Origin of the sequence: Massilia sp. YIM B02763, from assembly GCF_030412015.1 — a bacterium.
In the GTDB taxonomy this organism is placed as follows: domain Bacteria; phylum Pseudomonadota; class Gammaproteobacteria; order Burkholderiales; family Burkholderiaceae_D; genus Telluria.
Map to the genome: position 1 here is coordinate 1 of NZ_JASNRD010000044.1, position 13,996 is coordinate 13,996.

The 13,996-nt window shown below is 69.8% G+C and carries 14 protein-coding genes and 1 riboswitch; all 14 genes read left to right on the top strand.

The window, feature by feature from the left end:
• Window positions 1-326: 326 nt before the first annotated feature.
• Complete coding sequence (cobT, locus tag QPK32_RS26135) at window positions 327-1,367, top strand: nicotinate-nucleotide--dimethylbenzimidazole phosphoribosyltransferase (protein WP_290415703.1); 1,041 nt, start codon at window positions 327-329, stop codon at window positions 1,365-1,367.
• Between the two features lie 20 nt (window positions 1,368-1,387).
• Window positions 1,388-2,170 carry an adenosylcobinamide-GDP ribazoletransferase gene (locus tag QPK32_RS26140; RefSeq protein ID WP_290415704.1) on the top strand — a complete coding sequence of 261 codons (783 nt, stop codon included), beginning with the start codon at window positions 1,388-1,390 and terminating at the stop codon, window positions 2,168-2,170.
• The gene (locus QPK32_RS26145; RefSeq protein ID WP_290415705.1) at window positions 2,167-2,715 is read left to right on the top strand and encodes a histidine phosphatase family protein; all 549 of its coding nucleotides are present in this window, start codon (window positions 2,167-2,169) and stop codon (window positions 2,713-2,715) included. Before QPK32_RS26140 ends, QPK32_RS26145 begins: the two co-directional genes overlap by 4 nt.
• A 5-nt stretch (window positions 2,716-2,720) precedes the next feature.
• A riboswitch (cobalamin riboswitch) is annotated at window positions 2,721-2,958 on the top strand.
• 67 nt (window positions 2,959-3,025) lie between these two features.
• Window positions 3,026-4,867, top strand: a complete 1,842-nt coding sequence (locus tag QPK32_RS26150; protein ID WP_290415706.1) for a TonB-dependent receptor domain-containing protein — start codon at window positions 3,026-3,028, stop codon at window positions 4,865-4,867.
• Window positions 4,868-4,891: 24 nt separating this feature from the next.
• Complete coding sequence (locus tag QPK32_RS26155; RefSeq protein ID WP_290415707.1) at window positions 4,892-5,911, top strand: iron ABC transporter permease; 1,020 nt, start codon at window positions 4,892-4,894, stop codon at window positions 5,909-5,911.
• Between the two features lie 5 nt (window positions 5,912-5,916).
• A complete protein-coding gene (locus tag QPK32_RS26160) occupies window positions 5,917-6,690 on the top strand; it encodes an ABC transporter ATP-binding protein (protein WP_290415708.1) in 774 nt (257 codons plus the stop codon).
• On the top strand, window positions 6,687-7,322 hold the full coding sequence (gene cobO / locus QPK32_RS26165; RefSeq protein WP_290415709.1) for a cob(I)yrinic acid a,c-diamide adenosyltransferase: 636 nt from the start codon (window positions 6,687-6,689) through the stop codon (window positions 7,320-7,322). The genes QPK32_RS26160 and cobO overlap by 4 nt, the downstream gene beginning before the upstream one ends.
• A gap of 5 nt (window positions 7,323-7,327) precedes the next feature.
• Entirely contained in the window at window positions 7,328-8,617 is a 1,290-nt protein-coding gene (locus tag QPK32_RS26170) for a cobyrinate a,c-diamide synthase (protein ID WP_290415716.1), read from the top strand.
• An 8-nt stretch (window positions 8,618-8,625) separates the two neighbouring features.
• Entirely contained in the window at window positions 8,626-9,186 is a 561-nt protein-coding gene (gene cobU, locus QPK32_RS26175; protein WP_290415710.1) for a bifunctional adenosylcobinamide kinase/adenosylcobinamide-phosphate guanylyltransferase, read from the top strand.
• Complete coding sequence (cbiB, locus tag QPK32_RS26180; RefSeq protein ID WP_290415711.1) at window positions 9,180-10,130, top strand: adenosylcobinamide-phosphate synthase CbiB; 951 nt, start codon at window positions 9,180-9,182, stop codon at window positions 10,128-10,130. The genes cobU and cbiB overlap by 7 nt, the downstream gene beginning before the upstream one ends.
• Window positions 10,123-11,115 (top strand): threonine-phosphate decarboxylase CobD, encoded by a 993-nt coding sequence (gene cobD / locus QPK32_RS26185; RefSeq protein ID WP_290415712.1) that lies wholly within the window; start codon window positions 10,123-10,125, stop codon window positions 11,113-11,115. The genes cbiB and cobD overlap by 8 nt, the downstream gene beginning before the upstream one ends.
• Window positions 11,112-11,999, top strand: a complete 888-nt coding sequence (locus QPK32_RS26190) for a cobalamin-binding protein (RefSeq protein WP_290415713.1) — start codon at window positions 11,112-11,114, stop codon at window positions 11,997-11,999. Before cobD ends, QPK32_RS26190 begins: the two co-directional genes overlap by 4 nt.
• Window positions 11,996-13,462: a cobyric acid synthase gene (locus QPK32_RS26195; RefSeq protein ID WP_290415714.1), complete on the top strand. Its 1,467-nt coding sequence runs from the start codon at window positions 11,996-11,998 to the stop codon at window positions 13,460-13,462. Before QPK32_RS26190 ends, QPK32_RS26195 begins: the two co-directional genes overlap by 4 nt.
• Window positions 13,463-13,556: 94 nt before the next feature.
• A complete protein-coding gene (locus tag QPK32_RS26200) occupies window positions 13,557-13,937 on the top strand; it encodes a DUF2061 domain-containing protein (RefSeq protein ID WP_290415715.1) in 381 nt (126 codons plus the stop codon).
• The last annotated feature ends 59 nt before the right edge of the window (window positions 13,938-13,996 follow it).

Below are 13,996 nucleotides of genomic sequence, written 5' to 3' on the forward strand. Positions count from 1 at the left end.
CTGCGTTCTGCGAATCGTTTTGTTCGTCAGCAGCAGAGGAACGAGAGTATGAAGCAAACTACCTGACTCGTCAACCCCTCTTTTTCTTCAGCGCTAGCGGTGTTATCAAAACACCTAGCTCAACTACTTGATTTCGTTCAGCTTTTCTTGTGCTGCAGAAGCAGGAAGCGAACTATAGCAAACGGATGAGCAGGTCCGCAAGAGGTGATTTTCAGAAAATGCGCCCCGCGTACAACACGGGGTTCTCCGCTTCTTCCAGATAGCGTCGGCCGGCCCATGCGTTTCCAGTGTGCTATCTTTGCCGCCTTTATATGACCGACTCTCGTATGCGCATTCCGACCATTGCCCCGACGGCCAACCCTACCCTGGCGGCCGCCCTCGACGACGCCATCAACAACAAGACCAAGCCGCTCGGCAGCCTCGGCACGCTCGAAACCCTTGCAAAGCGCCTGGGCCTGATCCAGCAGACGACGGCAGTGGCCATCGACCGCCCCGCCATCGTCGTGTTCGCGGCCGACCACGGCGTCGTCGCGGAAGGCATCTCCGCCTATCCGCAGGACGTCACCTGGCAGATGGTCGAAAACTTCCTGGCCGACGGCGCGGCGATCAATGTATTTGCGCGCCAGAGCGGCTGCGCGCTGCACGTCGTCGATGCCGGTGTGCACCATGATTTCGGCGCACGCGACGGCCTGGTCGACCGCAAGATCGCCCACGGCACGCGCAACTTCGCCGTCGAACCGGCGATGAGCGCCGAACAATGCGCGGCCGCGCTGGAACATGGCGCGGCCATCGTCGCCGCCCTGCCCGGCAACGTCGTCGGCTTCGGCGAGATGGGCATCGGGAACACGACGGCCGCCGCGGCCCTGATGCACAAGCTGACGGGCGTGCCCGTCGCCGCGTGCGTCGGCGCCGGTACCGGCCTGTCGCCAGAAGGCGTGCTGCACAAGCAGCGCGTGATCGAGGCAGCGGTCGAGCGCCATGAAGGCGTCGACGAACCGCTCGCCGTGCTGGCCACCTTCGGAGGCTTCGAGATCGCGATGATGGTCGGCGCCATGCTGAAGGCGGCGGAACTGCGCAAGGTGCTGCTGATCGACGGCTTCATCGTCACCAGCGCCCTGCTGGTCGCCGCGCGCGTGGCGCCGGCGGTCCTGGACTACTGCGTGTTCGCGCACTGCTCGGACGAAGCGGGCCACCGCCGCATGCTCGGCCAGCTGGGCGCCGCCCCGCTGCTGCAGCTGGGCCTGCGCCTGGGCGAAGGCACGGGTGCCGCGCTGGCACTGCCGCTGCTGCACGCGGCCGCCAACTTCCTGGCGCAGATGGCGACGTTCGCCTCCGCGAGCGTCAGCGAAAAATCGGCCGACGCCTGAACCCGACCGGTCGCGCCGCCATGCAGCAGGTCCGCCTCTTCTTCATCGCCCTGCAATTCTTCACGCGGCTGCCGATCCCGGCGTGGGTCGGCTTCGAGGCGAGCTGGCTGCAGCATGCGTCGCGTTATTTCCCCCTGGTCGGCTGCGTGGTCGGCGTCATCGCCGCCGCCGTCTACTTCGCCGCGGCACTGGTGCTGCCGGCGCCGGCGGCGGCCGTCCTGTCGACCGCGGCCTCGATCTATGTCACGGGCGCCTTCCACGAAGACGGCTTCGCCGACACCTGCGATGGCCTGGGCGGCGGCATGACGCGCGAGCGCGTGCTGGAAATCATGAAGGATTCGCGCGTCGGCGCCTACGGCGCGATCGGCATCGTCTGCATGCTGGCCGCGAAGCTGGTACTGCTCGCCGCATTGCCCCCGTTGCTGGCCGTGGCCGCGCTGTGCCTCGCCCATCCGCTGTCGCGCCTCGCCGCGACGGCGCTCATCTGGAAGCTCGACTACGTGCGCGGCGAAGGCAAGGCCAAGCCGCTCGCCCAGCAGATGAGCACCGGCGAATTCTCCATCGCCGCGTTGACTTGCGCCTTGCCGGCGGCCGTGCTGCTGGCCGGGGGCTGGATCGCGCCCGGGGCCGTGCTGGCGGCCATCGTGGCCGCAGCCGGCGCCGCGCTGTGGCTGGGCCGCAAACTCGTGGTGCGCCTGGGCGGCTACACGGGCGACTGCCTGGGCGCCGTGCAGCAGCTGGCCGAAGTGGCGATCTATGCCGCGATCCTGGCGACGCTGGGCTACGGCGCCTGGCCCGCATGAAGCTGCACCTACTGCGCCATCCGCGCCCCGCCGTCGACCACGGCCTGTGCTACGGCGCCAGCGACGTGCCGGCCGACGCCGCCGCGCTGGACCAGGTCCTGGCGGCGCTGCTGGAAGCCGGCCTGCCCGGCAGCCTGCCCGTCTACACGAGCCCTTTGCGGCGGTGCCGCGACCTGGCCAGCGCGCTCACGCCCGCCGCATTGCACGTCGATGCGCGCCTGGCCGAGATGGATTTCGGCGCCTGGGAGATGCGGTCGTGGTCGGAGATCCCGCGCACGGATGTCGACGCCTGGAACGCCGACCTGCTCCACTACCGCCCCGGCGGCGCCGAGAACGTGATGGACGTGGCGCGCCGCGTGGCCGCCTTCCGCGCCGCGCTGCTGGCCGCAGAGGCGACCGAAGCACTGGTGATCTGCCACGCCGGCACCATCCGCCTGCTGCTGGCGATGCGGCCCGGCCTCTCCCTCGAACAGGCAGCGCTGGACGCGGCCAGCACGCCGCACCGTATCGGCTACGGCGAGCTGCAGGTACTGGACATCCGGTAAAACCCTTATAATGGCGCCGTTTTGGTGCTCGCGCCCGTATTCTCGGGCGCAGTTAAACGGGAAACACGACGTCGTCGCCGCATCGGCGAAACGCAAGGTGTGCTGCCCCCGCAACGGTAAGCAAGTGCCGCATCGCGAACGCGTTCGCGCGGCAACCGTCCTCACGACCACTGTGCATCGCATGGGAAGGTCGGACGGCCATACTCGCCAGCCCGGATACCGGCCAAAAGGTGGAAGCGCACGGCCTGCCGTGCACTTCTGTTCATCTGGCCGACGGGGACGTCGGCCGGTTGTCCGACATTAGAACATCATGCATCTTCAAGTTTCACGCCTGGCAGCCGCGGTGGCGCTCGCATTCGCCATTGCTTCTCCCTGCGCCTTCGCCGATACCGCCAACCCCGAGACCGTCGTCGTCACCGCGTCGCGCACCCCGCAGCGTGCCGAGGACGTGATCGCCGACGTCACCGTCATCGGCCGCGACGAGATCACCCGCTCGGGCCTGGGCTCCGTCGCCGACGTGCTGCGCCGCCAGCGCGGCATCGAGATCGTCCGCAACGGCGGCGCCGGCACCAACACCAGCGTCTACCTGCGCGGTTCGAACGCGAACCAGGTCGTCGTCCTGGTCGACGGCGTGCGCGTGGGCTCCTCCACGACCGGCAGCGCCAGCTGGAACGCGATCCCGCTGTCCTCGATCGACCACATCGAGGTCGTCTACGGCCCCCTGAGCTCCCTGTACGGCGCCGACGCCATCGGCGGCGTGGTCCAGATCTTCACCCGCAAGAGCGATGGCCAGCCGGCGTTCGTCGCCAGCGGCGGCGGCGGCACCTACGGCAGCAACCAGTACGACGCCGGAGTTTCCGGCTCGACGGGCGGCGAGCATTCGGTCAGCTACGCGCTGAGCGGCGCCCACGAGGAGTCGCGGGGCTTCAACGCCACCCGGCCGGGCGTGGGCAGCAGCTACAACCGCGACGACGACGGCTATACCCGCAACAGCTTCAACGGCCGTATCGCGTTGCAGGTCGCGCCGGGCCACGAGATCGGCGCCCAGCTGCTCAAGAGCCGCCTGAACGCGCAATACGACAACGGCAGCGCGGCCTATGACACGCACAACCTGCAGGAGCTGGAAAGCTATGCGGTGTTCGCCAACGACCGCATCCTGCCCTGGTGGCACAGCACCCTGCAGGCCGCGCGCTCGAACGACAAGTCGGGCAGCTTCACGGCGTCCGGCATCAGCCAGATCAATACCCGCCAGGACGAATACACCTGGCAGAACACCTTCGACGTCGGCTCCGACACGCTGCAGGTGCTGGTCGGCCACCGCAAGGAAGACGTGCTGTCCAGCTCCAGCGAAGCCCTCACCCGCGCGCGCGTCACCAATTCGGTGGCGGCGTCGTACGACATGCGCCGTGGCAGCCACCTGGTCGACGTCAGCGTGCGCAACGACCACTCGGTGTACGGCTCCAAGACGACGGGCGCGGCCGGCTACGGCTACGAGTTCACCAAGGACCTGCGCGCCACCGCCAGCGTCGGCACCAGCTTCCGCGCCCCGACCTTCAACGAACTGTACTACCCCGGCTACGGCCTGCCGACCAACAAGCCGGAACAGGGCAAGAACGCCGAGGTAGGCCTGCGCTGGAACGTGGCCGGCACGGAGCTGAAGGCGAACTACTACCACAACCGCCTGACCGACATGCTCGTCAACGTCACGCCCTGCCCCGCCGCCACCGGCAGCTGCGCCTACAACGTCAACCGCGCCACGCTGGAAGGCCTGACGCTGGAAGCCGACCGCCGCTTCGGCAACCTGGACCTGCGCGCCAGCGCCGACGTCCAGGATCCGCGCGACGACACCACCGGCAAGCGCCTGGCGCGCCGCGCCAAGCGCCACGCCACGCTGGCCGCCGACTACACGGTCGGCCCGGTCGCCGTCGGCGCCGAGGTGCAGGGCGCCGGCGACCGCTTCGACGACGCCGCCAACCGCAACCGCCTGGGCGGCTACGGTCTCGTGAACCTGTACACTAGCTGGCACGTCAGCCCCGACTGGTCGCTGCTGCTGCGCGTGGAAAACGTCGGCGACAAGCGCTACGAGCTGGCGCGCAACTACCGTACCGCCGGCCAGACCTGGTTCGCGGCGCTGCGCTACGGCATCCGCTAACCATCGATCCGCCTTCGTCCACGCATGCACGCCAACGTTCCCCTTCGCCGCCGCGCCGTCCTCATCGTCGGCGTGCTCGCCTGCCTGTCCATCGCCAGCCTGCTCGTGGCCGGCATGAGCGGCTCGGTCGCGGTGGCACCGGGGGAGTTGCCGGGCGCGCTGATGCAGGCGCTGGAAGGCCGCACGGACACGCTGGCCGCCTCCCTGGTCGCGCTGCGCGCCACCCGCGCGCTGATGGCCTTCGCGACGGGCGGCGCGCTGGCCCTGGCCGGCGTCATGATGCAGGCGCTGCTGCGCAACCCGCTGGCCGACCCGTACGTGCTGGGTATTTCCGCCGGCGCCTCGGTCGGCGCGCTGTTCGCCCTGCTGATGATGTGCGCGGCGGCCACCGTCGACGCGGCGGCCATCGGGGGCGCCGTCGCCATCTCGCTGCTGCTGTACGTGCTGGCGCGGCGCGACCTGCGCCACGGCTCCGCCGCGGAAGGCGGCAGTTCGCAATTGCTGCTGACGGGCGTGATCCTGATGTCGGCCAGCATGGCCCTCGTCACGCTGATGCTGTCCGTTGCACCGGAAAGCCGCCTGCGCAGCATGGTGTTCTGGATGATCGGCGATTTATCCGGCGTGCCGCTACGCCTGCTCCCCTGGATCGTGCTGGCCGTGGGCCTGGCGTTCGCGCTGCGCAATGCGCGCGCGCTGAACATGCTGGCCCTGCATGCGGACGGCGCGGCCACGCTGGGCATCCGCGTCGGCGCGCTGCGCAAGGGCCTGTTCTTCATCTCGGCCCTGCTGACCGCCAGCGCGGTGAACTCGGCCGGCTCGATCGGCTTCGTCGGCTTGATCGTGCCGCACGCCTGCCGCTTCGCGTTCGGTCCCGACCACCGCGTGCTGATCCCGTCGGCGGTGCTGGCGGGCGGCGGCTTGCTGGTGCTGTGCGATACCCTGGCGCGTACCGTGATCGCGCCGACGCAGCTGCCGGTAGGCGCCATCACCGCGCTGATCGGCGCGCCCGTCTTCCTCTACCAATTGCACCAGTTGCGCAAATGAGCCCCATGATCGCCACCCGCGCATTGAACCTGCAGGTTGCCGGCCGCACCCTCGTGCAGAACCTGGACTGGCAAGTCGGCGCCGGCGAATGCTGGAGCATCATCGGGCGCAACGGCGCCGGCAAGAGCACGCTGATGCGCACGCTGGCCGGGCTGCAGGCGCCCGCGTCCGGCACCGTCGAGATCGACGGCCGCGCGCTGAGCGACTGGCCGCTGGAAGCGCTGGCGCGCCAGCGCGCCTACCTGGCCCAGGCGCGCCAGGACGCGTTCGCCTACAGCGTGCTCGAGACCGTGCTGTCGGCGCGCCACCCTTACCACGGCAAGCGCTACTGGGAAGGCAGCGACGACCATACAGCGGCCCACGATGCCCTGGACGCGATGGAAGTCGCGCACCTGGCCGCGCGCGACGTCCGTACCCTGTCCGGCGGCGAGCGCCAGCGCGTGGCCATCGCCGCCCTGCTGGCCCAGGACACGCCCCTGCTGCTGCTGGACGAACCGGCCAACGCGCTCGACCTGGCGCACCAGGTGAGCGTGATGTCGCTGCTGGCGCGCCTGTGCCGCGAGCGCGGCAAGACCGTCGTCGCCATCGGCCACGACCTGACGCTGGCCGATGGCATCTCGACCCACGCCCTGCTGCTGGACGGCGCCGGCCGCTGGCACGCCGGTCCCGCGCGCGACACGCTGCGCGCCGACCTGCTGAGCGACTATCTGTGCCACCCCATCGAGATGATCGAGCATGGAGGCCGGCGCATCTTCATTCCCCTGGAGGTATCCCAATGACCGATACGAGTTCCGAACAGAACGCCGCGCAGGATGCGCTGAACCGGCGCCACCGCGAGCGCATGGAGCGCAAGAAGGCCGTCATCGACGCGAAGATCGCGGCCGCCGACAAGAAGATCGGCATCATCATCGTCAATACCGGCAACGGCAAGGGCAAGAGCTCGAGCGCCTTCGGCATGGCCGTGCGCGCGCTGGGCCACGGCATAAAGGTCGGCGTGGTCCAGTTCATCAAGGGCGCCATGGCCACAGGCGAAGAACAGTTCCTGCGCCGCTTTCCCGACGAAGTCAGCTTCCACGCGATGGGCGAAGGCTATACCTGGGAAACCCAGGACCGCGAGCGCGACATCGCCAAGGCGCGCGAAGCCTGGGAACAGGCGCGCCGCTTCCTCACAGACCCGGCCTACGGCCTGGTGGTGCTGGACGAACTGAACATCGCCCTGAAATACCGCTACCTCGACGTGCACGAGGTGATCGCCGACCTGCTCGAGCGCCCCATCATGCAGCACGTGGTGATCACGGGACGCGCGGCGCCGCCGGAGCTGGTCGACATCGCCGACACGGTCACCGAGATGAACGTCGTCAAGCACGCGTTCAAGGCGGGCATCGGGGCGCAAGCGGGAACGGAGTGGTGATGAGGATGCCAGGTGCACGCATGGTCATGGTCGCGGCGATCGCGTCCGGACAAGGCAAGACGTCCGTCACGGCGGCGCTGGCGCGCAAGTTCAGACGCGAAGGCCAGCGCGTGCGCGTGTTCAAGTGCGGTCCCGACTTCATCGACCCGATGCTGCTGGAACGGGCCAGCGGCGACAAGGTCCATTCGCTCGATTTGTGGATGGTCGGGCCGGAAGCCTGCCGCCAGCGCCTGGCGCAGGCGGCGCTGGACGCCGACGTGGTGCTGGTCGAAGGCGTGATGGGCCTGTACGACGGCAATCCGTCGGCGGCCGACCTGGCGCGCGCGTTCGACCTTCCCGTGCTGGCCGTCATCGATGCGTCGGCCATGGCGCAGACCGCCGGCGCCGTCGTGATGGGCTTGCGCGACTACGGTCCCGTGCAGCTGGCCGGCGTGGTCGCGAACCGCATCGCCAGCGAGGGCCACGCGCGCATGGTCGCCGCTTCGCTGCGCGACATTGCGCTGCTGGCGACACTGCCGAAACAGGCGCAGCGCCTGCCGGAACGCCACCTGGGCCTGGTGACGCCGGACGACGTCGACGGCCTGGACGCCATGCTCGACGCGCTGGCCGACGGCCTGCAGCTGGACCGCCAGGCGTGGGACGCGCTGGCGCCGCGCATGCCGGCCAGCGTACCGGCAGAGCCCATTGCGCCGCTGCTCGCCGGGAAGACGGTGGCGATCGCCCGCGACGCCGCGTTCTGCTTCCTGTATCCGGCCAACGTCGACGTGCTGCACGCGCTGGGCGCCGAGCTGCGCTTCTTTTCCCCGCTGGCGGACGAGCCGGTGCCGGAAGGCGCCGATGCCGTCTACCTGCCGGGCGGCTATCCGGAACTGCACGGCGCCACGCTGGCGCGCGCGGCGCGCTGGCAGGAATCGATCCGCGCCCTGCACCGCGCCGGCACGCCGATCCTGGCCGAATGCGGCGGCATGATGGCCGTGTCCGAATCGATCACCGACAAGGACGGCCTGACCTGGCCCATGCCCGCCCTGCTGCCGGGCCGCGTGCGCATGCAGGCGCGCCTGGCCGGCCTGGGCCCGCAGGCGATGCCGACCGCCGCCGGGGAATTGCGCGGCCATACCTTCCACTACTCGCTGCTGGACACGCCGGCCGAACCCGTGGCATGGACGACGAAGCATCCGTCCGGCGCGCAGGGCGAAGCGGTCTACCGCGCCGGCTCGCTCACGGCCTCCTACTTCCACGGCTTCTTCGCCTCGAACCCGGCGGCGGCGGCCACCCTGTTCGGAGCGGCGCCATGAGTGGCACCATGAGCCGCACCCTGGTCCTGGGCGGCGCCCGTTCCGGCAAGAGCGCGCTGGCGGAACGCCTCGCGCGCGACTCCGGTAAAGAAGTCGTGTACCTGGCCACCTCGCGCGCGGGCGACGGCGAAATGGCCGAGCGCATCGCCCACCACCGCGCGCGCCGTCCCTGCGACTGGCGCACGGTGGAGGAACCGACGGCGCTGGCCGACACCCTGCGCGGCTTGTGCGCCCCGGGGCGCATCGTGCTGGTCGACTGCCTGACGCTGTGGCTCACGAACCTGATGTTCTCCACGCACCAGGATTATCCGGAGGTGGGCCCGATCGACCTGGCGCCGCTGTTCCACCAGGAGCGCCGCGCGCTGCTGGACTGGCTCGATGCTCCCTGCGAGGGCGACGTCGTGTTCGTGTCCAACGAAGTGGGCATGGGCGTCGTGCCCTACGGCGCCATCTCACGCGCCTTCGTCGACGAGGCGGGACGCCTGCACCAGGACGTGGCCGCGCGCTGCGAACGCGTGCTGTTCGTGGCGGCCGGCCTGCCGCTGGCGCTGAAAGGCGCGCCGTGCTGAGCGGCCTGCCGCCCCTGACCCTGGCGCTGCTGCTGGCGGCCGGGGTGGCGCTCGACCTGCTGCTGGGAGAAGCGCGGCGCTGGCATCCGCTGGTCGGCTTCGGCAACCTGGCGCACCGGCTGGAGCGGCGGCTGAACCGCGGGACCATGCGCATCGGACGCGGCCTGCTCGCCTGGACGCTGGCCGTGCTGCCCCTGTCCGCGCTGGCCTGGTACGCATGCGCATTGCCGGGCGGCGCAGGCCTGGCGCTGCACGCGCTGCTGCTGTACTTCTGCATCGGCCTGCGCAGCCTGCGCGACCATACGCTGCCGATCCACGCTGCGCTCGCGGACGGCGATCTGGCGCGCGCGCGCTGGCTGACCTCGCGCATCGTCAGCCGCGATACGGCGCAGGCGAACGAGGCCGACCTGGCCAAGGCCGGCGCCGAGTCGCTGCTGGAAAACGGCAACGATGCCGTGTTCGGCACGCTGTTCTGGTTCCTCGTCGGCGGCGGCGCCGGCGCCGTGCTGTTCCGCCTGGCGAACACGCTCGATGCCATGTGGGGCTATCGCAACGAGCGCTTCAACCTGTTCGGCCGCGTGGCCGCGCGCATCGACGACGTCCTGAACTATGTGCCGGCGCGCCTGACCGCGCTGTCCTACGTGCTGCTGGCCGACGGCGGCCGCTTGCGCGCCTGGCGCTGCTGGCGCGCCCAGGCGCCGCAATGGAGCAGCCCGAATGCCGGCCCCGTGATGGCCAGCGGCGCCGGCGCCCTGGGCGTGTCGCTGGGCGGCGCCGCCGTGTACGACGGCGAGGTCGAACAACGCCCCGTGCTGGGCAGCGGTCCCGCCGCGCGCGGCGTGGACATCGTGCGCGCCTGGCGCCTCGTGTGGCGCACCACGCTGCTGTGGATCGGCGCCGCCATCGCCGCCGCGCTCATCCTGGCGGGAGGCCCCCATGCTTGAACACGGCGGCAACCTGCGCGCCGCCCGGCTGCACTACGGCGGCGACGACTGGATCGACCTGTCGACCGGCATCAACCCGGTCGGCTATCCGGCACCGGCGCCGTCGCCGGATGCCTGGCAGCGCCTGCCCGAACCGAGCCCGGACCTCGTGCGCGCCGCCTGCGACTACTACGGCGCGCCGCTGCTGCAGCCCGTGGCCGGCACCCAGGCCGCGATCCAGGCCTTGCCGCGCCTGCGCCCACCGGCACGCGTGACCGTCGCGGCGCCATCGTATGCGGAACACGCCCACCACTGGGGGCGCCACGGCCACCAATTGCGCCAGATTCCGTACGATGCGCTCGATGCGGCGGTCGAGTCCAGCGACGTACTCGTCGTCTGCAACCCGAACAATCCGACCGGCGCAGTAGTGGCGCCCGAACGGCTGCTGGACTGGCATGCGCGCCTGGCGGCGCGCGGCGGCTGGCTCGTCGTCGACGAAGCGTTCGGCGACACGGCGCGTTCGCTCAGCATCGCGGCCCACGCGGGCGCGGATGGGCTGATCGTATTGCGCTCGGTGGGCAAATTCTTCGGCCTGGCCGGCCTGCGCCTGGGCTTCGTCGGCGCCGCACCGGCCTTGCTGCAGGCGCTGGAAGACTTGCTCGGACCGTGGGCCGTCAGCGGACCGGCCCAGGAAATCGCCATCGCGGCATTGCACGACGGCGCCTGGCAGCGCGCGACGCAGGAACGGCTGGCACGCGACGGCGCGCGCATGCGCGCGCTGCTGGCCGGCGCCGGCATCGCGGCCGGCGGCACGCCGCTGTTCCACTGGTGGCCGGAAGCACGAGCGGAAGCGTTCCACGACCACATGGCACGCCGCGCGATCTGGGTACGCCTGTTCCGGGAAGCCGCGCGCGGCATCCGCGTCGGCCTGCCCGCCCCCGAGGCGCACTGGCGCCGCATCGAACACGCATTGCAAGAGTGGACCCGAGAATGGACCGAACGATGAAACGACCGATCTTCCTGGCCACCTTGATGGCCGCAAGCCTGTATGCCAACGCCGCCGTCACCGTCAAGGACGACGCCGGCAATACCGTCACCGTGCAGAAGCCGGCAATGCGCGTGATTTCGCTGGCGCCGCACATCACCGAGTTGCTGTTCGCCGCGGGCGGCGGCAGCCACGTCGTGGGCGTGGTGTCGTACAGCGACTTTCCCGAGGAGGCGAAGAAGATCCAGCAGGTGGGATCGAACCGCGAACTCGACCTGGAACGCATCATCGCGCTGAAACCCGACCTCGTCGTGGTCTGGCGCCACGGTAGTTCCGAGCGCCAGATCGACGTCGTCAAGCAGCTGGGCGTGCCGATGTTCCACAGCGAGCCGCAGAAGCTGGAAGACATCGCGGACAACGTGGCCAAGCTGGGCCAATTGATGGGGACGGATGCCGTGGCCGGCCCCGCCGCCGCCGACCTGCGCAAGCGGATCGGCGACCTGCGCCGGCGCTACGCCAACCGCCCCGTCGTGCGCACCTTCTACCAGGTCTGGGACAAGCCGCTGTACACGCTCAACGGCAAGCAGATCGTCAGCGACGCGCTGCGCCTGTGCGGCGGCGAGAACGTCTTCGCCAAGCTGAACGTGACGGCCCCCGTGGTTTCCATCGAAGGCGTGCTGCAGGAGAACCCGGAAGCGATCTTCGCCACCGCCGAGAAGAACTACGGCGGCGTGAACCTGTGGAAGCCCTATCCGAACCTGGCCGCGGTCCGTAACGACAACCTGTTCACGATCGACGGCAACCTGGTGAACCGCGCCGGCCCGCGCATGATCGCTGGCGCCGAGCAGCTGTGCGAGAAGCTGGAGATCGCGCGCCAGCACCGCGGCGCAAAGCCGAAGCCATGAGCGGCTTCCCATACGCCACCCTGATGGTGCAGGGCACGACCTCGGATGCGGGCAAGAGCACCGTGGTCGCCGCCCTGTGCCGCCTGCTGCGCCGGCGCGGCGTGCGGGTGGCGCCGTTCAAGCCGCAGAACATGGCGCTGAACAGCGCCGTCACGGCCGACGGCGGGGAAATCGGCCGCGCCCAGGCGCTGCAGGCGATCGCCGCCGGCATCGCACCGCATACGGACATGAACCCGGTGCTGCTCAAGCCGTCGAGCGACATCGGCGCCCAGGTCATCATCCACGGCCGCGTGCGCGCCGAGATGAACGCGCGCGACTACCACCAGTACAAGACGGTGGCGATGGGCGCCGTGCTGGAATCGCATGCGCGCCTGCGCGCGCAGTACGAGGCCGTGATCGTCGAAGGCGCCGGCAGCCCGGCCGAGATCAACCTGCGCGCGCGCGACATCGCCAACATGGGCTTCGCCGAAGCGGTCGACTGCCCCGTCGTGCTGGTGGCCGACATCGACCGCGGCGGCGTGTTCGCCCACCTGGTCGGCACGCTTTCCTGCCTGTCCGACAGCGAACGGGCGCGCGTGATCGGCTTCGTCATCAACCGCTTCCGCGGCGACATCAAGCTGCTGGAACCGGGACTCCACTGGCTGGAAGCGCAGACCGGCAAGCCCGTGCTGGCGGTACTGCCCTACCTGCACGGGCTGTACCTGGATGCCGAGGATGCGGTGCAGGGCGTGACCCGGCGCGACGGCAGGTTCCGCGTTGTCGTCCCCAGCACACCGCGCATGAGCAATCACACGGACTTCGACCCGCTGCGTGCGCATCCGGACGTCGACCTGCGCTTCGTGCGTGAGGGAGAGGCGATTCCCGGCGCGGACCTCGTCATCCTCCCGGGCAGCAAGAACACCCGCGGCGACCTGGCCTGGCTGCAGCGCCAGGGTTGGCCGGAAGCGCTGCGCCGCCACCTGCGCTACGGCGGCAAGGTGATCGGCATCTGCGGCGGCTTCCAGATGCTGGGCCGCCAGGTCGACGATCCGCACGGCGTCGAAGGCACGGCGGGAAGCTCCGCCGCCCTGGGCCTGCTGGATGTCGACACGGTGCTCACGCGGGAGAAGCGGCTCGCGCAAGTGAGCGGCCACTGCGCGTTCGCCGCCGATGCGCTGGACGCTGCCGTGGGCGGCTACGAGATCCACATGGGCACGTCGAGCGGGCCCGCGCTGCAGCGGCCCGCATTCCGCATCGACGGGCGGCCGGAGGGCGCCTGCTCGGACGATGGGCAGATCCTCGGCACCTACCTGCACGGCTTGTTCGACAACGCCGCCGCCTGTGCCGCCCTGCTGCGCTGGGCCGGCCTGCACAGCGCGCACGCGGTGGACGCGACGGCGCTGCGCGAAGCGAGCCTGGACCGCATCGCCGATGCCGCCGAACCGCTGCTGGAACGTCTGCTCGCCTTGCGCAAGCCATCATAGGGCGGAGCTATCGCGCGGTTCGAACGATCCGATTGGCCGGAGAAGATGAGAATGGGTATCATTTACCTCATCAGGTCAAAGCAGGAGTTCTTCCATGGTCGTCGCGCGCAAGAGCAGTCAAGTCATCGCCCACATGGCGATCGGTTTCGTCATCGCCTATGCCTGCACCGGGTCGATCGCGCTGGGCGGACTGGCCGTTCTGGTGGAGCCGGTCCTGAACGTGCTGCTGCTGCCTTTCCACGAACGCGCCTGGGCGCGCAAGGCCCATGGGACCACCGGACATCGCCGCACCCTGATGCGCAGCCTGGAAAAGATCAGCCAGACCGGCATGCACATGGTGGTGGCATTCCTCGTGATGTTCGTCGCCACCGGTTCGATGGCGTTCGGCGGCATGGCGGCCGTGCTGGAACCCGTGTGCAATGTGCTGCTGATGCCCCTGCATGACAAGCTGTGGGACAACGTGCAGGCGGCTTGAAAGGACTTCGCATCGAAAGCCACAAAGCAAAAAACCCCACCAGCATCACCTGGTGGGGT

Bases quoted from the DNA above. Each gene is read 5' to 3' on its own strand.
- cobT (WP_290415703.1), top strand. From the start codon at position 327: ATGCGCATTCCGACCATTGCCCCGACGGCCAACCCTACCCTGGCGGCC.
- QPK32_RS26140 (WP_290415704.1), top strand. From the start codon at position 1,388: ATGCAGCAGGTCCGCCTCTTCTTCATCGCCCTGCAATTCTTCACGCGG.
- QPK32_RS26145 (WP_290415705.1), top strand. From the start codon at position 2,167: ATGAAGCTGCACCTACTGCGCCATCCGCGCCCCGCCGTCGACCACGGC.
- QPK32_RS26150 (WP_290415706.1), top strand. From the start codon at position 3,026: ATGCATCTTCAAGTTTCACGCCTGGCAGCCGCGGTGGCGCTCGCATTC.
- QPK32_RS26155 (WP_290415707.1), top strand. From the start codon at position 4,892: ATGCACGCCAACGTTCCCCTTCGCCGCCGCGCCGTCCTCATCGTCGGC.
- QPK32_RS26160 (WP_290415708.1), top strand. From the start codon at position 5,917: ATGATCGCCACCCGCGCATTGAACCTGCAGGTTGCCGGCCGCACCCTC.
- cobO (WP_290415709.1), top strand. From the start codon at position 6,687: ATGACCGATACGAGTTCCGAACAGAACGCCGCGCAGGATGCGCTGAAC.
- QPK32_RS26170 (WP_290415716.1), top strand. From the start codon at position 7,328: ATGCCAGGTGCACGCATGGTCATGGTCGCGGCGATCGCGTCCGGACAA.
- cobU (WP_290415710.1), top strand. From the start codon at position 8,626: ATGAGCCGCACCCTGGTCCTGGGCGGCGCCCGTTCCGGCAAGAGCGCG.
- cobD (WP_290415712.1), top strand. From the start codon at position 10,123: ATGCTTGAACACGGCGGCAACCTGCGCGCCGCCCGGCTGCACTACGGC.
- QPK32_RS26190 (WP_290415713.1), top strand. From the start codon at position 11,112: ATGAAACGACCGATCTTCCTGGCCACCTTGATGGCCGCAAGCCTGTAT.
- QPK32_RS26195 (WP_290415714.1), top strand. From the start codon at position 11,996: ATGAGCGGCTTCCCATACGCCACCCTGATGGTGCAGGGCACGACCTCG.
- QPK32_RS26200 (WP_290415715.1), top strand. From the start codon at position 13,557: ATGGTCGTCGCGCGCAAGAGCAGTCAAGTCATCGCCCACATGGCGATC.